At 55.4% G+C, this 18,944-nt stretch carries 18 protein-coding genes; 8 read left to right on the top strand and 10 right to left on the bottom strand.

Annotation, left to right across the window (positions count from 1 at the left end; translation table 11 throughout):
• Positions 1-116 precede the first annotated feature (116 nt).
• The 8 genes from gltA to SCD_RS07390 form a co-directional block, all read right to left on the bottom strand.
• Complete coding sequence (gene gltA / locus SCD_RS07425; RefSeq protein WP_009205722.1) at positions 117-1,409, bottom strand: citrate synthase; 1,293 nt, start codon at positions 1,407-1,409, stop codon at positions 117-119.
• A gap of 19 nt (positions 1,410-1,428) precedes the next feature.
• Positions 1,429-1,725 (bottom strand): FAD assembly factor SdhE, encoded by a 297-nt coding sequence (locus tag SCD_RS16100; protein ID WP_232504444.1) that lies wholly within the window; start codon positions 1,723-1,725, stop codon positions 1,429-1,431.
• A gap of 14 nt (positions 1,726-1,739) precedes the next feature.
• Positions 1,740-2,435 (bottom strand): succinate dehydrogenase iron-sulfur subunit, encoded by a 696-nt coding sequence (locus tag SCD_RS07415; RefSeq protein ID WP_009205724.1) that lies wholly within the window; start codon positions 2,433-2,435, stop codon positions 1,740-1,742.
• 60 nt (positions 2,436-2,495) lie between these two features.
• Positions 2,496-4,259, bottom strand: a complete 1,764-nt coding sequence (gene sdhA / locus SCD_RS07410; RefSeq protein WP_009205725.1) for a succinate dehydrogenase flavoprotein subunit — start codon at positions 4,257-4,259, stop codon at positions 2,496-2,498.
• Complete coding sequence (gene sdhD / locus SCD_RS07405) at positions 4,259-4,609, bottom strand: succinate dehydrogenase, hydrophobic membrane anchor protein (protein WP_009205726.1); 351 nt, start codon at positions 4,607-4,609, stop codon at positions 4,259-4,261. Before sdhD ends, sdhA begins: the two co-directional genes overlap by 1 nt.
• The gene (gene sdhC / locus SCD_RS07400; RefSeq protein WP_009205727.1) at positions 4,603-4,980 is read right to left on the bottom strand and encodes a succinate dehydrogenase, cytochrome b556 subunit; all 378 of its coding nucleotides are present in this window, start codon (positions 4,978-4,980) and stop codon (positions 4,603-4,605) included. Before sdhC ends, sdhD begins: the two co-directional genes overlap by 7 nt.
• Before the next feature lie 136 nt (positions 4,981-5,116).
• Complete coding sequence (locus tag SCD_RS07395) at positions 5,117-6,313, bottom strand: malic enzyme-like NAD(P)-binding protein (protein WP_009205728.1); 1,197 nt, start codon at positions 6,311-6,313, stop codon at positions 5,117-5,119.
• 102 nt (positions 6,314-6,415) lie between these two features.
• The gene (locus SCD_RS07390; protein WP_009205729.1) at positions 6,416-7,150 is read right to left on the bottom strand and encodes a GntR family transcriptional regulator; all 735 of its coding nucleotides are present in this window, start codon (positions 7,148-7,150) and stop codon (positions 6,416-6,418) included.
• A gap of 172 nt (positions 7,151-7,322) precedes the next feature.
• On the opposite strand from SCD_RS07390, the gene prpB reads away from it, so the two are divergent.
• The 3 genes from prpB (at position 7,323) to SCD_RS07375 (ending at position 11,014) form a co-directional block, all read left to right on the top strand.
• Positions 7,323-8,213: a methylisocitrate lyase gene (prpB, locus tag SCD_RS07385; RefSeq protein ID WP_009205730.1), complete on the top strand. Its 891-nt coding sequence runs from the start codon at positions 7,323-7,325 to the stop codon at positions 8,211-8,213.
• 83 nt (positions 8,214-8,296) lie between these two features.
• Positions 8,297-9,457, top strand: a complete 1,161-nt coding sequence (prpC, locus tag SCD_RS07380) for a bifunctional 2-methylcitrate synthase/citrate synthase (RefSeq protein WP_009205731.1) — start codon at positions 8,297-8,299, stop codon at positions 9,455-9,457.
• A gap of 96 nt (positions 9,458-9,553) precedes the next feature.
• Positions 9,554-11,014, top strand: a complete 1,461-nt coding sequence (locus tag SCD_RS07375; protein WP_009205732.1) for a bifunctional 2-methylcitrate dehydratase/aconitate hydratase — start codon at positions 9,554-9,556, stop codon at positions 11,012-11,014.
• 515 nt (positions 11,015-11,529) lie between these two features.
• On the opposite strand, the gene SCD_RS07370 is transcribed toward SCD_RS07375, so the two are convergent.
• The gene (locus SCD_RS07370) at positions 11,530-12,834 is read right to left on the bottom strand and encodes a M18 family aminopeptidase (RefSeq protein WP_009205733.1); all 1,305 of its coding nucleotides are present in this window, start codon (positions 12,832-12,834) and stop codon (positions 11,530-11,532) included.
• Positions 12,835-12,998: 164 nt separating this feature from the next.
• Between SCD_RS07370 and SCD_RS07365 the strand changes: the two genes are divergently transcribed.
• The 5 genes from SCD_RS07365 (at position 12,999) to SCD_RS07345 (ending at position 17,644) form a co-directional block, all read left to right on the top strand.
• Complete coding sequence (locus SCD_RS07365) at positions 12,999-13,349, top strand: ArsC family reductase (protein WP_009205734.1); 351 nt, start codon at positions 12,999-13,001, stop codon at positions 13,347-13,349.
• Positions 13,349-14,485 (top strand): succinyl-diaminopimelate desuccinylase, encoded by a 1,137-nt coding sequence (gene dapE, locus SCD_RS07360; RefSeq protein ID WP_009205735.1) that lies wholly within the window; start codon positions 13,349-13,351, stop codon positions 14,483-14,485. Before SCD_RS07365 ends, dapE begins: the two co-directional genes overlap by 1 nt.
• Complete coding sequence (gene prmB, locus SCD_RS07355) at positions 14,482-15,378, top strand: 50S ribosomal protein L3 N(5)-glutamine methyltransferase (RefSeq protein WP_009205736.1); 897 nt, start codon at positions 14,482-14,484, stop codon at positions 15,376-15,378. Before dapE ends, prmB begins: the two co-directional genes overlap by 4 nt.
• Positions 15,379-15,820: 442 nt before the next feature.
• Entirely contained in the window at positions 15,821-16,741 is a 921-nt protein-coding gene (locus tag SCD_RS07350; RefSeq protein ID WP_148290756.1) for a VPLPA-CTERM sorting domain-containing protein, read from the top strand.
• A gap of 129 nt (positions 16,742-16,870) precedes the next feature.
• A complete protein-coding gene (locus tag SCD_RS07345; protein ID WP_161626927.1) occupies positions 16,871-17,644 on the top strand; it encodes a PEP-CTERM sorting domain-containing protein in 774 nt (257 codons plus the stop codon).
• A gap of 191 nt (positions 17,645-17,835) precedes the next feature.
• Here the strand turns inward: SCD_RS07345 and rluB are convergent, their stop codons facing one another.
• Positions 17,836-18,936: a 23S rRNA pseudouridine(2605) synthase RluB gene (gene rluB / locus SCD_RS07340; protein WP_009205739.1), complete on the bottom strand. Its 1,101-nt coding sequence runs from the start codon at positions 18,934-18,936 to the stop codon at positions 17,836-17,838.
• Positions 18,937-18,944: the final 8 nt, after the last annotated feature.

Genomic DNA, 18,944 nt, shown 5'->3' with positions numbered 1-18,944 from the left:
TGCTCTTTTCCATTACACCAAGTGAGGGGTAAGGAGTGAGGGGTGAGGAGAAAAGCCAAAATCGACGCTGGCCGAGATTTTGCTCCTCACTCCTCACCCCTCACCCGCTTCGCGGGTTACCTACGTTGCGAAATCGGTACGAAATCCCGCTTTTTCGGACCCAGGAACAGCTGGCGCGGCCGCCCAATTTTCTGTTCCGGGTCGGCAATCATTTCATTCCATTGGGTAATCCAGCCAATGGTGCGTGAAATGGCAAAAATTGCGGTGAACATATTGGTTGGGATGCCAATGGCCCGAAGCACGATACCCGAATAAAAATCCACGTTCGGGTAGAGCTTTTTCTCGATGAAATACTCGTCTTCCAGGGCAATGCGTTCTAACTCAAGGGCAATCTGGAACAGTCGGTCATCCTGACAGCCCAACTCATTGAGCACTTCATGGCAGGTTTGTCGCATCAGGTTGGCACGCGGGTCGAAATTCTTGTACACACGGTGACCAAAGCCCATCAGGCGGAATGGATTACTCTTGTCCTTGGCGCGCTCAATGAGCTCCGGAATTTTAGATACATCCCCAATCTCTTCCAGCATGTTGAGCACTGCCTCGTTGGCGCCGCCGTGAGCTGGCCCCCACAAGGAAGCGATGCCGGAGGCGATGCAGGCGAAAGGATTGGCGCCGCTGGAACCAGCGAGGCGAACGGTGGAAGTGGAGGCGTTCTGCTCATGATCGGCATGAAGCGTAAAAATCCGGTCCATCGCCCTGACCATCACCGGGTTGGGTACGTATTCCTCGCACGGTGTGGAGAACATCATATGCAAAAAGTTTGCTGCGTAGGAAAGCGAGTTTTTCGGGTAGGCGAAGGGCTGCCCAGTGTTGTATTTGTAGCTCATCGCCGCGATGGTAGGCACCTTGGCAAGCAGCCGGTGGGCGGAAATTTCGCGGTGGCGCGGGTCGGACACATCCCCGGAATCCGGGTAGAAGGCAGACAGCGCTCCTGCAACCCCAACCATTGAAGCCATAGGATGGGCGTCGCGACGGAATCCGCGGTAAAAGTTGTTGACCTGGTCATGCACCATGGTGTGATGGCGTATGATCGAATCGAACTCCTGCTTCTGTTCCTGGGAAGGCAGTTCGCCGTAATAAAGAAGGTGGCAGACCTCGATGAAGTCGGCATGCTCTGCCAACTGCTCTATGGGGTAGCCGCGATAAAGCAAGATGCCCTCGTCGCCGTCGATATAGGTGATTTTCGAACTGCAACTGGCCGTGGATTGGTAGCCAGGATCGTAAGTAAATATCCCGTATTTTCCCAAGCCGCGGATATCGATCACATCCGGGCCGAGGGTACCGGAAAGAATCGGCAATTCGATTGCCTCACCACCGTCGATTTGGAGATAAGCCTTGCGTTCACCCATGTTTCGTAATCCTCTTCAGTTAATATTGGCGCAGCAACAGCAACACCCTTCTTTCGTTATCATCCACGCCGATTTCACCGCCCTGGATCAGGCCCCATAAATCCGGGTCTGAATAAGCCAGCAGTTCCTTGAATGCGTCCACTTCCTGCAGCGTAAGCCGATTGAAATTCTGCGCCATAAATCGCGCCAGAACAATGTCGAGTTCCAGCATGCCGCGACGGCAGTCCCAGCTAATACGGCCGTGAGGGGTGAGGGGTGAAGAGTGAGGAGTAAAACAACCCTTGCTATTTTCGCCATCTTCCTCCTCACGCCTCACTCTTCTCTCCTCACTCATACCGTGCGTTTTACCAGCATTTCCTTGATTTTACCGATCGCGCCGGTGGGATTCAGCCCCTTCGGACAGACATCCACACACGTCATGATACTGTGGCAGCGAAATAACCGGTAGGGGTCTTCCAGGTTGTCCAGGCGCTCGTTGGTAGCCTGGTCGCGCGTATCGGCGATAAAACGATAAGCCTGCAGTAACCCGGCCGGCCCGACGAATTTGTCCGGGTTCCACCAGAACGATGGGCAGGCAGTTGAGCAGCATGCACACAAAATGCACTCGTACAGACCGTCCAGCTTTTCCCTGTCTTCGGGTGATTGCAGACGCTCGATTTCCGGTTCCGGTTCGTTGTTGATGAGGTAGGGTTTGATCGAGCGGTATTGCTTGTAGAACTGGCTCAGATCCACCACCAAGTCGCGAACCACCGGTTGGCCAGGCAACGGGCGCAGTTCGATCGGCTGCTTGAGCCCGGACAGTGGCGTAACGCAGGCGAGCCCGTTGCGTCCATTGATGTTCATGGCGTCCGAGCCGCACACTCCCTCGCGGCAGGAGCGGCGTACGCTCAGGGTCTCGTCCTGTGCCTTGAGCAGCAGAATGGCGTCGAGCAACATCATGTTGCCGGCCTCGATATCCAGCTCATAGTCCTGCATGCGAGGCTTGGAATCGGTTTCCGGGTTATAGCGGTAGATCGAGAAACGCATTTAATTCTCCTGGTGATGAGAAATGAGTAATGGGGAAACCCATCACCGTTTACCCATTACTCAATATACCCTCGCCTTCGGCTTGAAAGGCTCCACCGTCAACGGCTTCAGCCGCACCGGCTTGTAATCCAGCCGGTGTCCTTCGCTGAAATACAGTGTATGCTTCAGCCAGTTGTTATCATCGCGCAGCGGGTAGTCATCGCGCGCATGGGCTCCACGGCTTTCCTGGCGCGCAGCGGCCGAAATCATCGTCGCCAGCGCTACGCCCATCAGGTTTTCCAGTTCCAGCGCTTCGATCCGGCCAGTGTTGTAGATCTTGCTGTGATCGCGCAGCATTACATCCGGCAGGCGCGCAGCAATTTCCAGCATTTCCCTTACCCCTTCCTGCAGTACCTCTTCCTTGCGGAACACGCCGCAATGCCTTTGCATGGTCTTGCGCATCTGTTCGCGCAACTCGTCCACGGTAATACCGTCGCGTTTGGTATCCCAGCGGCTCAGGCGCGTCATAGGCAGATCCAGGGCGCCATCCGGTATGGGGCGCGGGAATGGGTTTTCCTTCAGGTATTCGATGACATGGTTGCCTGCAGCGCGTCCGAACACGATCAGGTCGAGCAGTGAATTGCTGCCCAGGCGGTTGGCGCCATGCACCGAAACGCAGGCGCATTCGCCGATGGCATAAAGCCCGAGCACGGCCTCCTCCGGGGCGGTAGTGGTCGGCATTACCACCTGCCCTTGCAGATTGGTGGGAATGCCGCCCATCATGTAGTGTACCGTAGGCACCACGGGGATCGGCGCCTCGATCGGGTCGACATGAGCAAACTTGATGGAAAGATCACGAATGCCCGGCAGGCGATGCTGGATCACCTCCGGCCCGAGATGGTCGAGCTTCAACTCGACGTAATCGCCGTCCTTGCCGCAGCCGCGCCCTTCGTGGATTTCCACTGCCATGGCACGGGACACCACATCGCGCGAAGCAAGGTCCTTGGCGCTGGGCGCGTAGCGCTCCATAAAACGCTCACCATCCTTGTTGACCAGGTAGCCGCCCTCGCCGCGCGCCCCTTCTGTCACCAGCACACCGGCCCCGGCAATGCCCGTCGGGTGGAACTGCCAGAATTCCATGTCCTCGAGCGGAATACCGGCGCGCAGCGCCATGCCGAGGCCATCTCCGGTATTGATCAGGGCATTGGTCGTGGCGCTGAAGATGCGCCCGGCGCCCCCCGTTGCCAGCAGCGTGGCGCGCGCCTCGATAAAGATCGGCTCGCCTGATTCAATCTCGATCGCCACCGCACCCAGTGCATAGCCGTGACCATCCATCACCAGATCGACCGCGAAGTATTCCTCGAAAAAATGGGTCTTGGCAGCGATGTTGCGCTGGTACAAGGTATGCAGCATGGCGTGGCCGGTTCGGTCGGCTACGGCACAGGTGCGCATCACCGGCTCTCCGCCATAATTCTGCGTCATTCCGCCGAACGGCCGCTGGTAGATTTTACCATTGGGCAGGCGGTCGAACGGCATGCCGAAATGCTCCAGCTCGATCACTGCCTCGTTGGCCTGTCGGCACATGAATTCAATGGCATCCTGGTCGCCCAGGTAATCCGATCCTTTCACCGTGTCGTACATGTGCCAGTGCCAGTTGTCCTCGCTGACGTTGCCCAGGGACGCGGCAATGCCGCCCTGGGCGGAAACGGTATGGGAGCGGGTCGGAAAGACCTTGGACACCACCGCCACCTTCAGATTGGCGTGGGACAGTTGCAGCGCCGCACGCAGGCCCGCCCCACCGCCACCGATAATCAATGCATCAAAAGTACGCTTGGCGATGGCCACTATCGAATACTCCATAAAATCTGCACCGACCACGCAGTACAGCCGACCAGCGCGAGTATGACCAGCGCCTCGAGTGTCAACCTGAGCACGGTAGGGTGCACATAATCCATCAAGATGTCCCTGACCCCGACCCAGGCGTGGAGGTAAAGGTTGAGCAGGAAAAGCAGGCTGGCAAGGCGCATCCACTGATTTTGAAACAGACCGCTCCATTCCTCGAACTGAAGCGGCTGATGAGTCAGCAGAAAGGCCACCATGAAAAGCGAGTAAAGCGCCATGGCGACGCCCGTGACGCGTTGCATCAACCAGTCGCGCAGGCCGTAATGGGCTCCGCTGACGATGCGCTCTACCATAATAGCCACCCCCCTGTTATCGCCGTCAGGGTCAGGCTGGAAGCCATAACCAGCCAGCTGTTCCGACGGGTCTTAGCGAGTTCCACACCGAGACCCATATCCATGGCGATGAAGCGCAAGCCAGCAAAAAAATGATGAGAATAGCCCCACAACAGGGCTATCAACACCAATTTGACCAGCGGACTTTCAAATCCCTGTGTCACTGTGTCGAAGTCTGCCTGAGAGCCTAGCGTAAGTTGGAGTGCAGCAAGGAACAGGGGGATGGCGATAAACAGCAGAGCTCCGCTGACCCGGTGCAGGAAGGAGACGATACCCGGCAAGGGCAACTTGATCCTGAACAAATTAAGATACATGGGGCGTTTTCTTGCCATAGTCGCCTCCGAATGATTTAAGCACAATCAACAAAAATGCCCTTGCCACAGAGCACACCAAGTATAGGGCGATTAAAAACCCTGGTTTTTCTCCGTGGCCTCTATGAGCTCTGTGGCCGGTTGTTCATCTTCCAGGTCAATCAGCAGCTTTCGCCACTGCCGGCGGAATGCGCTCGATCAAGCGAGGATCGAACGGCTTGGGCAGGATGTAGTCCTTGCCGAAAGTCATTTCCTTGGCGTTGTAAGCCTTGAGCACCTCTTCCGGCACCGGCTCGCGCGCCAGTTCGGCCAGCGCTTTTACGGCGGCTATCAGCATTTTCTCGGTGATCTGCTTGGCGCGTGCATCCAGCGCACCGCGAAAAATAAACGGGAATCCCAGCACATTATTGACCTGGTTGGGAAAATCGGAGCGTCCTGTGGCCATAATCAGGTCATCGCGCGCCGCGTGGGCTTCACTAGGCAGTATTTCAGGATCGGGATTTGCCATGGCGAACACGATCGGCCTGGGCGCCATACTTTTTATCATGTCCTGGCTGACCAGGTTGGAACCGGAAACGCCAATAAACACATCCGCGCCATGCATGGCTTCCGTCAGCGTGCGTAGCGGGGTATCTTTGGCAAATTCCTGCTTGTAGACGTTCAGGTCGCTACGTTCGGCATGGATCACCCCCTTGCTGTCCACCAGCAGCATGTTTTCCTTTTTTGCACCCATAGAAATCAGCAGGCGCATTCCTGCCAGTCCGGCAGCGCCGGCGCCGAGGCATACCAGTTTCACGTCCTCCAGCTTCTTGCCCTGTATCTCCAGCGCGTTGAGCAGGCCTGCGCAAATGATCACCGCGGTACCGTGCTGGTCGTCGTGAAAAACCGGAATATCCAGCCGTTCCTTGAGCGCTTTCTCGATCACGAAGCAGTGGGGTGCAGCGATATCCTCCAGGTTGATGCCGCCGAAGGTCGGCGAAATATTAACCACGGTTTCGATAAAGGACTCGATACTGGGCGCGTTGACCTCGATATCGAACACGTCGATATTGGCAAAGCGCTTGAACAGAATACCCTTCCCCTCCATCACCGGCTTGCTCGCCAGTGGCCCCAGATTGCCCAATCCAAGAATGGCGGTACCATCGGTGATTACTGCAACCAGGTTGCCCTTGTTAGTGTAGCGGTAGGCGTTTTCCGGGTTTTTGGCGATTTCGCGCACCGGCTCGGCTACGCCAGGGGTGTATGCCAGGGAAAGGTCCTGTGCTGTGGCACAGGGTTTGGATGACTCTACCGAAATTTTTCCCGGTCGAGGAAACTCGTGATAATCAAGAGCCTGTTGATTCAAGGTAGTCATGTTGTTTAATCCTGAGTTCTTTAAAAGTCCTGAGTCCTGAGTCCTGAGTCCTGGTCCGCTAATTACTCAGGACTCAGCACTGAATTTAACTCAGGACTATTTTTAGCCCAGATCGTTCAGATAGCAGTGATGTTGTGTGTTGCAGCGGCTAACGCGCCATTCCACCGGTTGATCACCGTAAGTATAAGCCACCCGGTCGATATCCAGCAGCGGTGCATTTGGCGGGATGCCGAGCAGGCCTGTAACAGTTTCGTCCGCCACGACGGCCCGGATACGCTCCTCGGCGCGGATGATCCGGGTGCCATAGCGGGATTCGTAAAGGCTGTAGAGCGTACCCTCAAACTCAGCGATCAAAGCATCGTTGAGTCCTTTGAACAGGGTAGCGGACAGGCAGATATCATCCAGAATCACCGGCTCTCCAGAAAACCGGAGCAGACGGCGCACCATCATGATCGGCGCTCCACGCTTCAGTCCGAGTCGCTCCGCGGCAATGCTGTCGGCCTTGCCGCGCTCACAATGCAGCAACTCGCTGACCGGGAATTCTTTCTTGCCGCTCAGCTCGACGATGCGCAGGAAACGGTACTGCGTATGCTCTTCGGTGTGGGTGGCGACAAATGTCCCCTTCCCTTGGCGCCGCACCAAAATATTATCCGCTGCGAGCTCGTCGATCGCCTTGCGCACTGTTCCCTGACTGACCTTGAACCGGCTCGCCAGTTCCAGCTCGCTGGGGATTACTTCGCCGGGACGCCATTCGCCAGCCACAAGGCTTTGCGTGATCAGAATCTTGATCTGCTCATAGAGCGGTCTGAATGTAGGAGTCGAATGCGATTTAGTCATGATTTGCCCTTGCCTTTTTTAACCCTAGCACGATCAATAAAAATTATCCACTGTCTTATATAAGACATATTACATAAGCTAATTATTGACATATACTTTATTCGATAACATTATACTCATTCCTCGAATTTATGCTTTGCAAAACAACAGCGATTCCCACAAAGGGTAAGACATGACAGAGATTTTATCCGCTGGCGCGCGCTTCCGCGTCGCCGTTGCCGCTGAGAAACCTCTGCAGGTCATCGGCGCGATCAATGCCTACCATGCCAAACTGGCAGAACATACGGGCTACAAGGCGCTCTATATCTCGGGCGGCGGTGTAGCGGCGGGCTCGCTCGGTTTGCCCGACCTCGGCATCTCCACCCTCGACGACGTGCTAACCGACGTACGTCGCATTACCGACTCGACCAACCTGCCGGTTCTGGTGGATATCGATACCGGCTTCGGTGGCGCCTTCAACATCGCCCGCACCGTCAAGGCCATGATCAAATTTGGCGCAGGCGCCGTGCATATCGAAGATCAGGTGCTGGCCAAACGCTGCGGCCATCGTCCTGGCAAGGCGATAGTCTCGCAGGCGGAGATGGTGGATCGCATCAAGGCTGCTGTGGACGCCAGAACAGATCACGGTTTTGTCATCATGGCCCGTACCGATGCCTTGGCGGTGGAAGGCTTGCAGTCCGCCATCGATCGCGCTTGCGCCTGCGTCGAGGCGGGTGCGGACATGGTCTTCCCGGAAGCGATCACCGAGCTTCCCATGTACAAAAAGTTTTCCGAAGCAGTAAAAGTGCCCGTGCTCGCCAATATCACCGAATTCGGCTCGACACCGCTCTATACTGTTGAGGAGTTAGCTGGTGCGGACGTTTCCCTGGTGCTTTATCCTCTGTCCGCTTTCCGAGCAATGAACAAGGCCGCGTTAAACGTCTACGAATCCATTCGACGTGAAGGAACGCAGAAGAAAGTGCTCGACCAGATGCAAACGCGCATGGATCTTTACGAGCACCTTGGCTACCATGAATACGAGCAGAAACTGGATCAGCTGTTTTCTCAAGAAAAAAACAATTAACCACAGAGGCACAGAGAAACCCCATATCTCAAAAAACTGTGCATCTGCGGATCAGTGATTGACTGCATTTGGAGACCACACAAATGAGTGAAACGGATAACGCTCCAAAAAAGAAAAAATCAGTCGCCCTGTCTGGCGTGGTGGCCGGAACCACGGCAGTGTGTACCGTCGGCCACAGTGGCAACGACCTGCACTACCGCGGCTACGACATCCTGGAACTGGCAGAAATGTCCACTTTCGAGGAAGTCGCTTACCTGCTGATTCATGGCGCACTGCCCACCCAATCCGAGCTGGACGGTTACAAGCACAAGCTGAAATCGCTGCGAGGCCTGCCAGAGGCTTTGAAAACCGTGCTCGAACAAATCCCTTCCTCTGCACATCCGATGGACGTGATGCGCACCGGCTGCTCGATGCTGGGCATCCTGCAGCCCGAGAACCCCGACCGCAATCTCCAGAGTGCGCAAGACATCGCGGACAGTCTGGTCGCCTCTTTCGGCTCGATGCTGCTGTACTGGTATCAGTATTCGCACAACGGGAAACGCATCGAGCTGGAAACGGACGACGACACCGTGGCCGGCCATTTCCTCCATCTTCTGCACGGCAAAGTGCCTTCTGACCTCCAGAGCAAGGCGCTGGATATATCGCTGATCCTGTATGCCGAACACGAATTCAATGCTTCCACCTTCACCGCACGGGTCATTGCCGGCACGCTATCCGATATCCATTCCTGCATCACTGGCGCAATAGGCGCGCTCAGAGGCCCGAAGCACGGTGGCGCCAACGAGGCTGCAATGGAGATCATCCAGCGTTACCGCAGCCCGGACGAGGCGGAGGCCGACATCCGCAGCCGCATCGCGCGCAAGGAAATCATCATCGGCTTCGGCCATCCGGTCTACACCATCGGCGATCCGCGCAACGTGGCAATCAAGACCGTATCGCGCCTGTTATGCGAGGATGGCAGCAACATGAACCTGTTCAACATCTCCGACCGCATCGAATCGGTGATGTGGGAAACCAAGAAGATGTTCCCCAACCTCGACTGGTATTCAGCCTCCAGCTACCACATGATGGGCGTTCCGACCGAGATGTTCACCCCCTTGTTCGTGATCGCCCGCACCACCGGATGGGCGGCACATATCTTCGAGCAGCGCATCGACAACAAGATCATCCGACCGAATGCCGAATATATCGGGCCGGAAAATCGCCCTTACCTGCCCATTGAAAAAAGAGGCCAAACCCATTAACCGCAAAGGACGCAAAGGTTCGCGAAGGAATGCAAGCTAGATTTTCCTTTGCGTCCTTTGCGGTAAAAATTGTTTTTCTAGCTAAAAGGAAACCGCATGTCCTCCCACACCTCCAACGTCCGCCCAGAACCCGATCAGGTTCTGGTGGACATTGCCGACTACGTCTGCGATTACGAAATCAAATCCGCGGAAGCTTACGATACCGCCCGATACTGTTTGATGGACACCCTGGGCTGCGGCTTGGAGGCGCTCTCCTACCCGGCCTGCACCAAGCTGCTCGGGCCGATAGTGCCCGATACGGTGGTGCTTAACGGCGCCAGGGTGCCGGGGACGCAATTCCAGCTCGACCCTGTCAAAGCCGCGTTCGATATCGGCGCCATGGTGCGCTGGCTGGATTTCAACGACACCTGGCTGGCCGCCGAATGGGGCCACCCTTCCGACAACCTGGGCGGCATCCTTGCCACCGCCGATTGGCTTTCTCGCACCCGCGTAGCACACGGAAAATCCGCGCTGACCATGAAGAGCGTGCTGACCGCCATGATCAAGGCACATGAAATTCAGGGCGTATTGGCGTTGGAAAACAGCTTCAACCGGGTTGGGCTCGATCACGTAATCCTGGTAAAAATCGCCTCCACTGCCGTTGTAACCAAGCTTCTGGGCGGCTCGCGGGATGAGATCATCGACGCCGTGTCCAACGCCTGGATCGATGGCCAAGCCCTGCGTACCTATCGCCACTCGCCCAACACCGGCCCGCGTAAATCCTGGGCGGCGGGTGATGCCACCAGCCGTGCAGTGCGCCTGGCGCTGATGACGCTGAAAGGTGAAATGGGTTACCCCTCTGCCCTCACTGCCAAGACCTGGGGTTTCTACGACGTCTTGTTCAAAGGCAACGCCTTCAAATTCCAGCGTCCCTACGGCTCTTACGTGATGGAGCAGATTCTGTTCAAGATTTCCTTCCCCGCCGAATTCCATTCCCAGACCGCAATAGAAGCCGCCTTCCAACTTCATGCCCAGGTGGGCGACCGTCTGAACACGCAAGAGAAGATCGCGCAGATCGGCAAGATCGTCATCACCACCCACGAGTCAGCGATCCGCATCATCGACAAGAAAGGCCCGCTGCACAATCCGGCCGACCGCGACCACTGTATCCAATACATGGCCGCAATTGGCCTCCTGAATGGCAATCTTACCGCCGCCGATTTCGAAGACGCGGCTGCCGCCGACCCGCGCATCGACGCCCTGCGCGACAAGATGGAATGTGTCGAGAATCCTCAATACACCCAGGATTATCTCGACCCCGAAAAGCGCTCCATCGCCAACGCCCTGCAAATCTTCTTCAAGGATGGCAGCCACTCCGAAAATATCGCGGTCGAATACCCGATCGGACATCGCCGCCGCCGCGCGGAAGGCATCCCCGAGCTGGTCAAGAAATTCAGGGTGAACCTGGCGCGGAGATTTCCCGCCAAGCAGTCGCATGCGATCCTTGGATTGTGCATGGATGCAAAACGCCTTGAAACGACGACGGTGAACGAATTTATGGACATGCTGGCGATCTAGTCAGTCACGTTGAATCGCATAGATGCAGCACAGTCATGACGCCTACAAAATCAAGCACAAACTGCCCGAACCCACGGCTTGCCCGTCTATCACGAAGGATGCTGGCAATGGGCATCCAAGCCGGCTCAGGCTCACGAAGAAATGTGCCCAGCCTGCCATCGCATCCATGATGAGCTCCCGGCTGGGTTTGTGACTGTGAGCGGGCAATTCTTCAAGGAACGCCGGGAGGAATTACTGCACAGAGTGAAAAGCGAGGAAGAAAATCCAATACCTGCATCAAAGGCAGGTTGGAAGACATTTAACGCAAGATTCATTCAGACAACGCCGCCACAAATCTCTCAAGTACCAAAAATCCATTTTTAGTCCGATACCACGCCATAAATAAAAGCGAGTTTTTCAACAGAATTTGCACAAAGCGCCAGTTTAGCCATGCGCCCCAAAGCGGACATCGGCAGATTGCCAGCATTCTCCAACGAATACCCGTTCTGGCCGAAGAGCGGATACCCTTTTTTGTTTCAACTGCCGAAAGCCATCGTCAGGGCCGCAATCATATAGGCGAGGTCATGAACACCGGCGCTTTCGCGCGCGCTATGCATCGCCCACATGGGCGAACCGACGTCCACGCTGGCGACACCCAGTTGTGCCGCCACCACAGGACCGATGGTACTACCGCAACCCAGGTCGCTGCGATGCGCGTACTGCTGGTACGGCACCCCGGCCTTCTCGCAAAGACCCATGAAGCGGGCTGACGTCTCCGCGTTAGTGGTGTAGCGCTGATTCACGTTGGTCTTTATGACCGGTCCGCCGTTCACCATCACTTTGTGACCGGGTTCATAGGCATTCGGAAAATTCGGATTGTAGGCATGGGCCATGTCGGCGCTGATGAAGAAGCTGCGCGCCATGGCACGGCGCCTGTCCTCCTCGTCCAGTTCCGCCTGGAAACCGATGCGGGTCAGTACGTCGCTGACGAAACTGCCACCGGCCCCGGTGGCGCTCTCGCTGCCGACTTCCTCGTGATCGAAGAAGGCCGCCACACAGGTAGCCGTCGGCTGCTCCGTCATGATCAGGGCCGCGAGGGCAGCATAAGTGGATGCCAGATTATCCAGCTGGCGACTGGCGATGAACTCCTCGTTCGCGCCCCACAGGCAACCCTTCTGCACGTCATAGACATTCAGTTCCCAGCTCAGCAGGTCTGCCGCCTCCCCCTGCACTTTATCGGCCAACAGCTTGCGCAACTGCACTTCCGCATCATCGCCTTCACCCAGCAGGCCCAGAATCAGCGGCAGTTCGGTCTGCTTGTTGAGCTTCAGGCCTTGTTCATTCACTTCCCGGTTCATGTGTATAGCCAGGTTGGGCAACCGCACCAGTGGGCGCTCGAAGCGCAACAACCGCGTTTCCTGACCTGACGCCGTACGCAACACGACGCGCCCGGCCAAACTCAAGTCCCGGTCGGTGAATGTAGCCAGTATTGGCCCGCCATATACTTCAACCCCCAAGCGCGCGACACCATCACCGGCCAAGGCCGCCTTCGGCTTGAGCCTCAGCCCCGGGGAATCAGTATGGGCACCGACGATGCAAAAACCGGCTTCAGCCATCGGCCGACTGCCCAGCACGAACGCAATCATCGATGCACCGCCGCGCACTGCGTAATAGCGACCACCCACCGCGAGTTGCCACCGCTCCCCCTCCTCAAGCCGGGTGAAGCCGTTCGCTAGCAGGCGCGCCTCGGCACTCGCCACTGCGTGCCAAGGGCTGGGGCTGGTGTCAATGAAGTCGATTAGCTCATGGGCGGAGGTTCGGGATTGGGCGATCACGGACATGGTGGGTAACAGTGAGTGTCAATATTAGGTGAAGTATACAAGAGGAGCCTCGCCTACCGCACGATCTCTTCGACCGGTCTGCGAACCAGATACTGAATCACCCTATATCAGATAAACATCAAGAGAAAATCCACGAACAGCACTCCCACTGTTAAAATAGCAGCATGAAACTCTACGGCATCCCCAACTGCAATACCGTCAAGAAGGCCCGCACCTGGCTGACGAAAAACCACATCGACATCCCTTTCCACGACTTCAAGAAACAGGGCGTGAGCGAGGAACTGCTCAAGGCCTGGCTGAAGCAAGTCAATTGGGAAAAACTGGTTAACCGTCAGGGCACCACTTGGCGCCAACTGCCTGACGAAGCCAAGGCTGCAGTCTGCGATGAATCCAGCGCGATTCGCCTGATGCTGGAAAAATCCAGTGTGATCAAGCGACCGGTGCTGGAAATGGATGGCAAGATTATCCTTGGCTTCGACGAAGCCATTTATCAAACTCTATTCAGGACCAAATGATGGACAACTGTACACTGGAATTGGCCAAAGCCCTTATCGCCCGCCGCTCGCTCACACCGGATGATGCCGGCTGCCAGGACATTCTGATTGAGCGCCTGGAAAAACTCGGCTTCAAAATCGAGCGCATGCGCTTCGGCGATGTCGACAATTTCTGGGCGCGCCGCGGCACCACAGCCCCGGTGATCTGCTTTGCCGGCCACACCGACGTAGTGCCGACTGGTCCGGTGGAAAAATGGGGTAGCGAGCCCTTCACCCCGACCATACGCGACGGCATGCTCTACGGGCGCGGTTCTGCCGATATGAAAACATCTATCGCTGCCTTCATCACTGCAATCGAGGAATTCGTCGCTGCGAATCCCGATGCACCCGGCTCCATCGCCCTGCTGATCACCTCGGATGAGGAAGGCGTGGCGGTCGATGGCACCGTGCGTGTGGTCGAAGCACTGCAGCAACGCGGCGAAGGAATCGACTACTGCATCGTCGGCGAGCCCACCTGTGTCTCCAAACTCGGCGACACGCTCAAGAACGGCCGTCGTGGCTCACTCTCCGGCGACCTGACGGTGAAAGGCATCCAGTGCCACATCGCCTACCCGCATCTGGGCAAGAACCCAATCCATCTCGCCGCCCCGGCCATCGCCGAACTAGCGAAAACCACCTGGGACGAAGGAAACGAATATTTTCCCCCGACGACCTGGCAGATTTCCAACATCCGCGGTGGCACCGGCGCTACCAACGTCGTACCCGGTACGGTGGATATCGAGTTCAATTTCCGTTTCTCCACCGCGAGCACGATCGACAGCCTTAAAGCCAAGGTTCACGCCATCCTTGACAAACATGGCCTGGACTATGATCTGGAATGGGCGCTCTCAGGCAAGCCCTACCTCACTCCCAAAGGAAGCCTGGTGGATGCTGTCGCCCAGGCAATCAAGGACACGACCGGGGTGATCGCTGAACTTTCCACCAGCGGCGGAACCTCTGATGGACGATTCATCGCCGATATCTGCCCGCAGGTGCTCGAAATTGGCCCACTCAATGCCACCATCCACAAGATCGACGAATGCGTGGCCGTAGCCGACATTGAGCCGCTGAAAGAAATCTACCGACGCACACTGGTTAATGTATTGGTGAAGAAATGAACTTCGAAGATGCGAAAAGTCGGCTGACTACCGTACGCGACCTGCTGCGCTTCGCAGTGAGCCGCTTCAACCAGGCCGAGCTATTTTTCGGCCATGGCACCACTAATGCCTTTGACGAGGCGGCCTACCTGATCCTGCACACACTTCACCTGCCGCTGGACCGGCTGGAACCATTTCTCGATGCTCACCTGCTGCAGGAGGAAGTTGATTCCGTGGTAGAAATACTCCGCCGCCGAGTCGAAGAACGCCAGCCCGCACCCTATCTCACCCACGAAGCCTGGCTGGGTGACCTCCGCTTTTATGTCGACGAGCGCGTAATCGTGCCACGTTCCTTCATCGCCGAGTTGCTGCGCGAACAGCTACAACCCTGGGTGGAAGACCCTGAAGCTATTACCAGCGGCCTGGACATGTGTACTGGTTCGGGATGCCTCGCCATCCTGATGGCGCTCACCTTCCCCAATACCCTGATCGACGCGGTCGACCTATCCACCGATGCGCTCGATGTGGCACGGCGCAATGTCGCTGACTACGGCCTGGAAGACCAGTTGAGCCTGATCCAGTCCGACCTGTTCACGGCACTGGAAGGACGGCGCTACGACCTGATCGTGAGCAACCCACCCTACGTCAACGCACCCTCGATGCAGACTCTACCCGAGGAGTACCGGCGCGAACCGGTTGCCGCCCTGGCCAGCGGCGAGGATGGTCTGGAGCATGTACACACAATCCTGCGCGAGGCTCCCAAACACCTGAACAAGGGTGGACTACTGGTGGTGGAAATCGGCCACAATCGTGATGCACTGGAAGAAGCCTTCCCCGAACTGCCATTTACCTGGCTGGAAGTCAGCGCGGGGGACGAGCATGTCTTCCTGCTTACCCGCGAACAACTGGCATAACCCCGACACTATTCAACCGCTCCGTTCATGCTTAAATTCAAAGCATGGGCGAGAATCATGGTGTTGATTATTAAAGCGGTCAAAAATGATGTCGACTTCTTTACTATGTTTTTCTAGGCTATATTAATATAGGCGTCGACTTTTGGATGGTTGAACGTTGGCCACAACCCATTGATTTCAGGATGAACGAATGTCTTTGTCGCTAATAATTCCATTAATAAATCGTTTCGCAAAAACGTCAGAATAGGTTCTTTGGCCAATATGCGTTTCAAATATTGTCGAATAACTTTACACAATTAATGCCCTGATTTCAGAATTACAGAACGAGCAAGACTTAACTAATTGTATTATATATGGTTGTATGCAGTGGTACATTTATTGCTATTCCTTCTAACAAGAGATCCTTGTGACCACCAATTTGTTATAGTGGTTGAAGCGAAAAATGAAATTACTTGTAGTAAAGAAATTTAAAAAAACTGGAGGATGTATGTCAATGAACAAATTTAAAGCCATGAGAAAGCGTAATGTGTTCTCGGGAGTTCCTGCAGCTTTGGTATTGTGCGTCGCAACTGCTTTGTCCGCCAATGTCCATGCGTCATCCTATGCTGTCGCCACCAATAGCATTACCAATTTCGGGATGACCTTTTCGCCCTCAACCAGTTTTACTGGATTTACTTTTTCATCTGATACGGCGGCTCAAGGCAATACTGGCACCGGAAATGCAGCTACGATGGACGCAGCAGCATCCTGCATTGGCTGCAGCTACAACAACTCCTTTATGGCTCATGGTATGGTTTCCGACTATTCTTATGGCGATGCGCAAATTACAAACAATAATGTGCTGCTAGGCACTGGCAGTGCATCCGTCATAGGCGAGTCCTCAGTAAGCAATGGCGTGGGCTCGGGTTCTGGCATCAACACTATGGTTGGCTATTTTTCGGTAACCGCCCCTACAACAGTGAATTTCGGTTTTGATGCTACGCCCTATCTGCAAAGTCAGATTACGGCGGGTGGCTTGGCTTCAGTTGCCAACATCAACATGACAGTTACCATCAGTAATATGCTTACAAATCAAACTGTATTTTCCTGGGCGCCTAACGGGAGTCTGGATGCAGGTGAAACAGCGGATGCATTTAACCTCAATTGGGGATTGGGCTTGGTGAATACTGGCAACGCCGTGTTCAACCCAGGATCGGGCCATTTTGCATCTAGCGCCAACTTGGCCGCCATTGGGCCTTATAGCCTGAATATAACGATGAATAATTCTGCTTTTGTTAGCGCCGTACCCGTGCCAGCGGCAGCGTGGCTACTTGGCTCCGGTTTGATCGGGCTGGTCGGTATTGCGCGTCGCAAAGTTAGCTAAGCAGCATTTGTCGGAAAATCTTACACTCCAGATCATCAGCATTGAAAGAAATATTTTCAGGCAAGCCATTTTGGATCTGTAACAGAGAATTACGTGATGGAATTGTTTCTTAAACTTGAGGGTAGCACCATGAAGGCGCTCAATAAATATGATATTTCCGAACAGAAACCGGTGCAGCGTTTAAGTAAAGTTGCGCTGTTTTTGGTGGCTGCATTAGGCTTTTGTAGCCCAGCTGGTGCAGGAGCAATTGCCTCTTCTTCTACAACGCTTTCCAACTTTAGCCTCGGCTTTTCGAATCCAAATTCAATTGCATTTTCTGGGTTTTCCAGTGGTTCAGCCTCAATTACTGCTCCACCTGGGCCTTATGGCGGGGCTACCGCCACGGTTCAGGCATCGGGTAACGGGGCCGGTTTTGGTACTAACACCTGGGTTGGCACCTTTTTTGTAACGGCGCCGACATCTGTTGAATTTGGCTTCACAGCAGATTCCAACATGCTCACGGACCTGACGCCAGGCGGGTTAGCCGCGGCCGCGAATCTCAACATGACGATAAGTATTAACGATCTTTTCACTAACACTTCGGTATTTTCATGGGCACCGAATGGGATGGCGGGTGGGATAGTGGGCGGTATCGAAACGATGGATGCCTTTGATCTTAACCATGGAATAAGTCAGTTTGGCACCTTGGGTACTACAACCTTCCAACCAGGAAGCGGGCAGTTTTCTGCTTATAGTGCATTATTGGGGCAGGGTTTTTATCTAATGAATATATCCATGTCCAATTCTGCCTTTGTGTCTTCTGGTGGCTTACCGATTAGTGCAGTGCCGGAACCCACCGCTTTATGGCTGCTTGGCATTGGTTCTCTCGCTTTTTTCATTTCCCGACGCAAATACTTACAATAAAAGTTTTTCGTCACTGAATTTATAGTGATGATCTCGAGCCAGCGAACTTCGCTGGCTTTTTTATGTTGTGAGGAGTTTGAATCAATGGGCTCTGTTGATCTTGAGTTGATTGCATCACCCCATTGATTCCGCGCAAATATAAGTAGGATCAGGCAAGGTTTGTGTCTCAACCTTACCCAGCGCTCAGAAAATCAGCGGGATGGCGGCGCTTTGCGTACTGGACGGCGAGCCGGTTTTTCTGGTGCCACAGGCGGGTGTGACCTGATCCGGCTGACTCTCTTCTCCTCGTCTGGGCGCGACTGTTTGTCTGCGATGGTGGGAGCTTCGATCCCCGCCCATTTCAGTATCTGACGCACCTGTAGCGGATCCAGCTCCATGGTTTGCCCGCGTTTCAGGCGCGGCGGCAGGTTGATCGCACCGAAACGCACCCGCATCAACCGGCTGACAGTCAGGCCGACTGCTTCGAACATGCGCCGCACCTCGCGGTTACGGCCCTCACGCAAGACGACACGGTACCAGTGGTTGATGCCTTCACCGCCTTGGTCGGAAATCGTATCGAAATTTGCCGTGCCGTCCTCAAGCTCGATCCCCGCCGTAAGTTGCGTCAACTGCTCGGGTGTGAGCGTGCCCAAGGTGCGCACTGCGTATTCACGCTCCACTTCGAAACGCGGGTGCATCAAATGATTGGCCAGTTCGCCGGAGGTGGTAAAAATCAGCAGGCCGCTGGTGTTGAAGTCCAGGCGCCCGATGGCAATCCATTTCGATGTTCTCATCTGCGGCAGACGATCGAACACGCTGGCGCGGCCTTCCGGGTCGTCACGACTGACGATCTCGCCTTCCGGCTTATGGTAGAGCATGATGCGCGGCATCTTGCCCGCCGCGCGAACCCGGACGTTCTTGCGATCCACTCGCACCATGTCCTCATCGCTGATGCGCGCGCCCAGTTCGGCCACCTGACCATTGACCGTAACCCGTCCAGCCTTGATAAGTTCTTCCATGTCGCGGCGCGAACCCAATCCAGCCTGTGCCAGAATCTTCTGCAACTTCTGCGTAGGTAGACCTCGGCGCCCACGCGGCGTGCCTAATTTTTCAGCGACGTCATCGCTTTCCTCAACTTCATGGACGTAGATAGGAGCGGGAACTTCCTCCTCTCTGGCGGGTTTCTCTTCGCTTTGTGCCTTCAGTGGCTTGCGAAACGGCGTCTTCTTGCCACCACGGAATTCCTGGTTGCTCGCTTTCTTCCTTGGCGGTGAATCGGAGCGCGGTCCGGTGGAATCCTTCTTATCTGGCATATCGTCCT

This window comes from Sulfuricella denitrificans skB26 (assembly GCF_000297055.2).
GTDB classification, from domain to species: domain Bacteria; phylum Pseudomonadota; class Gammaproteobacteria; order Burkholderiales; family Sulfuricellaceae; genus Sulfuricella; species Sulfuricella denitrificans.
This window is presented reverse-complemented; position numbering and strand designations above follow the sequence as displayed.

Coding starts and splice junctions, on each gene's coding strand:
- gltA (WP_009205722.1), bottom strand. CDS start 1,409: ATGGGTGAACGCAAGGCTTATCTCCAAATCGACGGTGGTGAGGCAATC.
- SCD_RS07415 (WP_009205724.1), bottom strand. CDS start 2,435: ATGCGTTTCTCGATCTACCGCTATAACCCGGAAACCGATTCCAAGCCT.
- sdhD (WP_009205726.1), bottom strand. CDS start 4,609: ATGGTAGAGCGCATCGTCAGCGGAGCCCATTACGGCCTGCGCGACTGG.
- sdhC (WP_009205727.1), bottom strand. CDS start 4,980: ATGGCAAGAAAACGCCCCATGTATCTTAATTTGTTCAGGATCAAGTTG.
- SCD_RS07395 (WP_009205728.1), bottom strand. CDS start 6,313: ATGACTACCTTGAATCAACAGGCTCTTGATTATCACGAGTTTCCTCGA.
- SCD_RS07390 (WP_009205729.1), bottom strand. CDS start 7,150: ATGACTAAATCGCATTCGACTCCTACATTCAGACCGCTCTATGAGCAG.
- prpB (WP_009205730.1), top strand. CDS start 7,323: ATGACAGAGATTTTATCCGCTGGCGCGCGCTTCCGCGTCGCCGTTGCC.
- prpC (WP_009205731.1), top strand. CDS start 8,297: ATGAGTGAAACGGATAACGCTCCAAAAAAGAAAAAATCAGTCGCCCTG.
- SCD_RS07375 (WP_009205732.1), top strand. CDS start 9,554: ATGTCCTCCCACACCTCCAACGTCCGCCCAGAACCCGATCAGGTTCTG.
- SCD_RS07370 (WP_009205733.1), bottom strand. CDS start 12,834: ATGTCCGTGATCGCCCAATCCCGAACCTCCGCCCATGAGCTAATCGAC.
- SCD_RS07365 (WP_009205734.1), top strand. CDS start 12,999: ATGAAACTCTACGGCATCCCCAACTGCAATACCGTCAAGAAGGCCCGC.
- dapE (WP_009205735.1), top strand. CDS start 13,349: ATGGACAACTGTACACTGGAATTGGCCAAAGCCCTTATCGCCCGCCGC.
- prmB (WP_009205736.1), top strand. CDS start 14,482: ATGAACTTCGAAGATGCGAAAAGTCGGCTGACTACCGTACGCGACCTG.
- SCD_RS07350 (WP_148290756.1), top strand. CDS start 15,821: ATGAAATTACTTGTAGTAAAGAAATTTAAAAAAACTGGAGGATGTATG.
- SCD_RS07345 (WP_161626927.1), top strand. CDS start 16,871: ATGAAGGCGCTCAATAAATATGATATTTCCGAACAGAAACCGGTGCAG.
- rluB (WP_009205739.1), bottom strand. CDS start 18,936: ATGCCAGATAAGAAGGATTCCACCGGACCGCGCTCCGATTCACCGCCA.